At 47.5% G+C, this 6,564-nt stretch carries 9 protein-coding genes; all 9 read left to right on the top strand.

Translation table 11 applies throughout. The features are described from left to right. Positions 1 to 239: hypothetical protein (locus KTQ90_RS12360; protein WP_217318684.1), on the top strand; the 239-nt coding region annotated here is incomplete at its 5' end. 71 nt (positions 240 to 310) lie between these two features. Further along, positions 311 to 835, top strand: a complete 525-nt coding sequence (locus KTQ90_RS12365) for a hypothetical protein (RefSeq protein WP_217318685.1) — start codon at positions 311 to 313, stop codon at positions 833 to 835. Between the two features lie 3 nt (positions 836 to 838). Continuing rightward, complete coding sequence (locus tag KTQ90_RS12370) at positions 839 to 1,252, top strand: hypothetical protein (RefSeq protein ID WP_217318686.1); 414 nt, start codon at positions 839 to 841, stop codon at positions 1,250 to 1,252. A 358-nt stretch (positions 1,253 to 1,610) separates the two neighbouring features. Further along, positions 1,611 to 2,669, top strand: a complete 1,059-nt coding sequence (locus KTQ90_RS12375) for a Clp protease ClpP (protein ID WP_217318687.1) — start codon at positions 1,611 to 1,613, stop codon at positions 2,667 to 2,669. 135 nt (positions 2,670 to 2,804) lie between these two features. Beyond that, complete coding sequence (locus KTQ90_RS12380; RefSeq protein ID WP_217318688.1) at positions 2,805 to 3,764, top strand: hypothetical protein; 960 nt, start codon at positions 2,805 to 2,807, stop codon at positions 3,762 to 3,764. 98 nt (positions 3,765 to 3,862) lie between these two features. Then, positions 3,863 to 4,435: a hypothetical protein gene (locus KTQ90_RS12385; protein ID WP_217318689.1), complete on the top strand. Its 573-nt coding sequence runs from the start codon at positions 3,863 to 3,865 to the stop codon at positions 4,433 to 4,435. 19 nt (positions 4,436 to 4,454) lie between these two features. Further along, complete coding sequence (locus KTQ90_RS12390) at positions 4,455 to 5,102, top strand: phosphoribosyltransferase (protein ID WP_217318690.1); 648 nt, start codon at positions 4,455 to 4,457, stop codon at positions 5,100 to 5,102. A 38-nt stretch (positions 5,103 to 5,140) separates the two neighbouring features. Next, positions 5,141 to 5,764 (top strand): hypothetical protein, encoded by a 624-nt coding sequence (locus KTQ90_RS12395; protein ID WP_217318691.1) that lies wholly within the window; start codon positions 5,141 to 5,143, stop codon positions 5,762 to 5,764. A gap of 56 nt (positions 5,765 to 5,820) precedes the next feature. Further along, positions 5,821 to 6,354: a C4-dicarboxylate ABC transporter gene (locus KTQ90_RS12400; RefSeq protein ID WP_217318692.1), complete on the top strand. Its 534-nt coding sequence runs from the start codon at positions 5,821 to 5,823 to the stop codon at positions 6,352 to 6,354. Positions 6,355 to 6,564 lie beyond the last annotated feature (210 nt).

Raw genomic sequence — 6,564 nt, forward strand, 5'->3', positions numbered from 1 at the left:
ACCTTTGCGTTTATAATAAAAACCTTATGAGAGTATCAAATTATATTTTATTTTATCCCAATATATTCTCAACAAAAGAGAATGGACAAACAAAAGAATACCTTTATTCCTTTGCAATGAATAAGAAATCTTATCTTGAAAGAATCCTCATAGAAATTCAAGACAAGGATTTTATTATAAACGCAAAGGTAATAATATTTTTTCAATTACCTACATACATACCAAATAACAAATCTTAAAGGTATTGCCATTAGCATACACCTTGCCGAAACTTGTAGTATCTTTGTGCTCGTAATCAAATTACATTGTTATGAGCGACTATCACATCTATATAAAAATGCCTTCTTACCTGCGCCAGTGGTTCATCCATCGGCACAGTGGCACTGATCCTGTGCGCTTAAACAACGGCAGTATTGAGTCAAAGCTTATCAAGCTCACTGTTGTCAAGCCGCCGGCATCTGCCATTCCTCATCGTAAGGGAGAAGATGAAGTCGCCATCTGCATCCCGTACTCGAAGATGAGAGACCCACGCACGTACAATCACATCACCGAGACCGGAAAACGTGCGCTCCTCGAGAACATAAAGAATTCCTTCGATGTTGATTGCTGGACGTTCCTTCATGATTTCGGGAAGATCGGCAAACAACAGAAGGATTTGATATACCTCTTCATGGAGCAGCGAGGTATCTTGGAGGATGGTTCGTGTTGGGATTCAATCGCTAAGATATACCAGCGACTCCGAAAGAACTATCTCACAAACCAATGCAAGCGGAAAAAGTCAACGACTTCAAGCCGTAGAAATAGCAAAGCTGAATTTTCAGAAACGGAAGAATAAAATATGCAAAGAATACCCGGAATCACTAAAATGATGTACATGTTTGCCGAAACGCTCACGGCAAGCATAACGCAGAAAGCGTTGGCGAATGTTCCTGTTGGAGTGTTCGCTGACACTTTCACTGTGTCGCACACCGGGGATGCTATATGCGAACTGGGATCACAGTTCGACAACAATGATATGCTGGAGAAGGTGAAACTAACATTCTCCACTACTGACACCCTGCCTACACACCGCCGTCTGGCGTTCGTCATCAATACGGCGAACGGCAAGCAGTATCTAATCGGTGCTGCCGAACCTCCTTATCCTGTTGTAAAGGTAGACTCCTCTACAGGCAGGGTGAACGGCGATTCTGCGGTCACGAAATACACCATTTCTTACGAGAACAAAGTGGCACTTGTGCCCTGTACGGCGTGAAAAACGCCGTTTTTTGTAACAAAAAGCGTGGTTTTGTAACAAGTTACAACAAAGCTATTTCTATAACTCGTTGAAAATCAACACTTGTTATTTTTGTTACGTTTGTTACGCTTGTTACACCCGAAATAGGTTCAGTTTTGAAAAAAACAATAAAAAAATAATTCTCTTCTCAACAAATCACCATCGGCGCCAGCCTACAATTCAAAGATAGTGCAAACCGAATGCAATAAAGCTTGCTTTAATTGCTGAGGTGCAGCCTATCTTATCTAACACTCAAAACTCAAAATTCAAAACTCTTCCTCGTCTTTTCCATACATTATTATATATAATATCTTTGCTGCACCTAACAGAATTAATCATGGCAAAGACAACATACAATCTTCACCTCAAAGGCTACGTAGGAGGTTGGGATTTCGATTCCGACTACGTGGACTACGTGCTCAACAAGAACACGGACAAGGAGGTATCTGTACTTATAGACTCACTCGGAGGACAATTCAACACAGCACTTTCCATATCCTCAGCGTTCAGGCGGCACGGCAACGTTCATGTTCACTTTGTAGGCATGAACGCCAGTGCCGCCACTATCGCTTCCATGGGAGCGAAGCGCATCACCATGGATCGCTCGGCGGTCTACCTCGTTCACCAGTGCTCGCAGTCGTTCTTTGAATGGGGCAGCTTGAACGCCACTGATATGCAGAATCTCATTGACAACCTCGAGAAGCAGAAGGCTGACCTCAATAAGTTCGATGCCACTGTTGCGGAGATGTACGCTGCAAGATGCAAGAAGAAACCTGCCGAACTGCTCGAACTCATGAAGGTGGGCGGTTGGCTCACAGCACAGGAGGCACTTTCTTGGGGCTTCGTTGACGAACTGACGGAGTACGACGACGAGACGGCACCGGTAATGACGGAGGCGATCGCAGCTGACTGTACCGCTCATGGCATACCGCTTCCAAATCTTCAGACGGACAAGCAGGAGGAAATCAACGCCTTCAGGAGATTCATACAGTCCTGCGCTGCCGTTTTCCACTTTCAAGACAAGACACACATAAACACTTCACCATCAATCACTTCCATAATCATGAAGAAGACCTACAAGAACATCTGCAAGACTCTCGCCTGTGAAGCTCTCGAAGCTGAAGACGACAAGACCACACTCACAACACAACAGCTCGAAACGATTGAAGCCGACATCGAGGCGAAGGAGAAGTCCATCGGCGACCTCACTTCGGAGGTTGACAGACTGACTAAGGCTAACAATGAACTGGATGCCAAGGTCAAGTCACTTCCGGCTGACACCACCAACAACGTTGTTGACGACAAAAAGAACGACCCTTCTGCCGAGAAGACGGAAATCGAGAAGTTCTACGACACCACCAACTCCGCACAGGCTCTCTTTGACTCATTGCCATAAGCCTCGCCTCGCTTTTCACGGCTTAGGGAGGCATAAGAAGGCTCAAATCGGCTTATCTAAATCCTCATTGAACAATTCAAAATGCGCAAAGCGCACAATTCAACATTCCACACTCAACACTCAACATTCAACACAATGGCAGGAAAATTAACCTTCACCCTTCAAGAATACAAGGACGCTGCGCACAAGTGGCGTTCTGACTTCCTTCGTCTGCCTATCATCGGCTGCAACGACACTCTTAAGTTCATGACTGGTCGCCCTGGCATCCGTTACAAGGAAAGCGTAGGCACGCTCAACGCCACCGCGCAGTTCGCACCATATTCGCCCACTCGCTCGGAGGACGCGAATCTGCAGCTTGATTTCCGAACTCTCGAAACCTTCTTCGGTTCGGTAGTCGCAAAGTTCGAGCCGAACTCTGCTATCTCGACGCTCCTCGGCACTGGTGCCACCAAGGGCGACGGACAGAAGTCCACACCCACAGCTCGCGAAGTGCTCGGACTGATCGCAAAGTCACTTTCGGAGCATCTCAACGATTCCATCTGGAACGGAGTGCGCAATCCCACCGGTAACACAACAAAGGATCTTTTTAACGGATTCGACACAATCACTAAAAACGAGGTCACTGCTGGCACCATCTCTAAGGAGAACGGCAACTACATGAAGCTGACTGAAGCCATCACCTCTGCCAACGCCGTTGACGTGGCTAAGGAGATTCTGTTCTCGCTCGACCCACGTCTGCGCTCGCAGACTCTCTTCTTGTACTGCTCGCAGGACTTCGTTGACAAATACAACGAGGGCTACCTCCTCACTCACAGCGGCATCCCGTACAACACACAGTACAATCAGCCCACTGTCGAGGGTTCAAACGGCAAACTCATCTTCTGTCCGCTATACAACAAGGCTGACTCGAAGTATATGCACGTCTCGCCGAAGATCAACATGCTCTACGGCTATGACCAGATGGGCGACGTGGAATCAGTAGACGTCGAGCGCTTCGATGCTTTCCTGCTCTCGTACATCGCCACGATGTTCTTCGGTGTGCAGTTCGAGTCAATCGACAAGCGACGCCTCAAAGTCATTGAGCTTGCGCCATAAGAATCCATATATCTTCAAGCCATTCTACGACAAGAGTAACATCTTGCGTAGAAAGGCTTAATTCAACACTCAACATTCAACACTCAACATTCACCACCATGCCTGAACCAGCAAAAACAGATATCCAGAAGTCCCTTGCATGGGCTATGGGCACACCGGAGTTACCCGGCGTTCGCCGACGTGTATATTATACCTCAAAAAACGACATCCTCGTATGGCCAAAGTTACCGCATAACGAGACCGGACGTGTCACTTCATCCGTTTATGACGGCTCCTTCACGTTGAAGGAAAACGCTGTATGGAAATACATCGACATCCTTCCGGAGAAGTCGCAGCTTACCAGTGAGGCGCAGGGCGAGCTGCCGTCACAGACACAGCTCAACAAGCTCGTGGCGGTTCATCCGTCGGTAAGCGAAGCGGCATCGGCTGCAGCTGCTTACCTCAATAACAACGACAACGTCTTCATCGTCGAGGACATGAAGGGCAAGCACCGTGTCGTGGGTTGTGACAAGTGGACTACAAAGACCACCGTCACACAGGATCTCGGACAGGGTGCCACAGGCACCACCGGCACCACTATCAACGTGGAGGCATCGGACGAGTGCCCAGCACCGTTCTACACCGGAACAATCGCCACGGAAGACGGAGACATTGATTGCGCAGTAGTTTAAAGTTAGACAATAGTTAGCAATGGACAAGCGGATACCGATAGACATGCAGGAATTCTTGAATGACATTTCCGTGCCGGACTTATCGGGTCCGCTTGATCTGTCTTCACCCAATACAACGCATGAACAGAAGGACATATTCGCCATTGAGAAACGCAAGGGATGGGATAAGTCGGTCGAAGCACGCTGCGACTTCACCCGACGCATCCGCCTTACTCGCCGTGGTGATGTGTTCTTTATCTCGCTGTGGCAGAAGTCGTTGTACGGTAGAACGCTCACCGACATAAAGGGCGACGACTCGATGGTGGACTTCTTCGCTGACAGCATTACGCCGCTGATCCGTGACATCCTGGGCGAGTTCCTGAATACGGGTTCGTGGTGTGTCGTCACTACTCCGAAGCGCCGACACTTGATCAAGAACTTCGCCACTCGCATCAGCGAGAAGATTGCCGCATTGCTGCACATACCGTTCTACGAGGACGTTGCCTTCTGTCACTCAAAACAGCGTATCGGGGCGGTGTTCACCATGAACAATCTCCCCAACGAGCCTAACTGCATCGTCTTCGACGACTTCGTTACTACTGGCTCTACGCTGAAGGCTATGCGCAATGTGCTTACCGAACATCACAAGAATTGTGTGTTCTTCACAGGCATCAATAATAAATTGTAAACAAACGGTTCTCCCACAACTATCATAATTCTAATAATATGAACAATCTCACCGACAAACTACAAGACTTCCTCGACACGCCGAGAGAAGATCGTGACTGGAACGAGGGTGCTATCCTCCTTCTCCAACTCACCAACAACACTATAATGTATCGTAATCTCAGCATCAATCCTAAGGGAAAGGCTGAGTTCATCGAGGGCAAGCTCCGTGCCTTCCTTAAAGCTCGCCGTGAGGTCGAAGCCCACGACGAGGTTATCATCTTACAGGAGCAGGTTAATGCTATCATAGAAAACCGCACGGAGTTCAAGGATGACAACGAGGCAAAGGAGTTCAAGGCTGGCAAGCGTGCGGATCATGACAGACTGCCTGAAGACATTCAGGCACTTTATGTGGAAAACTTCGACCTCGTTCATCGTATGCGTGAACTCCACCTTCGCCTACGCTTGTTATCTGACTCTACCAAGCAGGTGCCAGCTGCGGAGCGCAAGCCGTTACTCGACGAATTTATAAATCTTGATAAAAAGTTGCACGCAAATTGGGACACTTATGACCATTATGTAACAAAGGCAGAAACGGCAGAAAACACCCAAATCGAAGAACAGCCCAAGGAGGCAAGTCCTTCAAAGCCGAAGTCCAAGCCAAAGAAATCAACTAAGGCGTAGAAAGGCTTAAAGAGGCTCAGTTCGGCTTATAATCACAATAGGCAAAACACAGTAACATGAAGCGCAACATCGACATAAACACCATCCTAAAGCCACTCTCTGAATGTCCGCACCAGGCGTATCTCTCCAATGCTCTTCAGGTGGCGGACATCTTAGAGTGGATTTTGGGGCAGGTAGGCAAAGCGGAGATTTGGCAGACTTCGTTCTCCATCTCCGAGGAGTTCCTGCGCCGACTCTTCTTCATCGAGAAGTCCGGCAACATATCTGCCTTTAATCTTGTGCTCGACCATAAGGCTACGAACAAAACACTGAAGCTATGGGCGTTCATCACACAGACGATGAAGCGCACCTACCTTGCCGACAACCATTCTAAAATTCTTCTCGTGCAAGCGGAGTCGGGTGAACAGGTTAGTGTCGTCACCTCGCAGAATCTCACGCGAGGTAACCGCCATGAGTCCACCTTCATCTCCACTGACTCCAAAATATTTGAAAATCTCCACGCCCAGGTTGATGACCTCATTAGAAATCACTCTGTCCCCCTTACTGACCTCTTCCAACAGCGTGTTAATGCTGCAGGAGCCAATAACTGACCCCATCATTCTTACGGCATAGAAAGGCTTAAAGAAGCTCAGTAAGGCTTAAATCATAAATCAAATGACTTATTCTGAAGAAACCCTCACGCAGATTGAGCAATATGCTTCAATCCTCCTCAAATATAAAGTATATTGATAATCAGTTAGTTACTGTTATCAAGATACAAATGATATGCAAATGTAAGTATAAAACCATATAGAAAAAGT

Origin of the sequence: Leyella stercorea, assembly GCF_019052365.1 — a bacterium.
In the GTDB taxonomy this organism is placed as follows: domain Bacteria; phylum Bacteroidota; class Bacteroidia; order Bacteroidales; family Bacteroidaceae; genus Prevotella.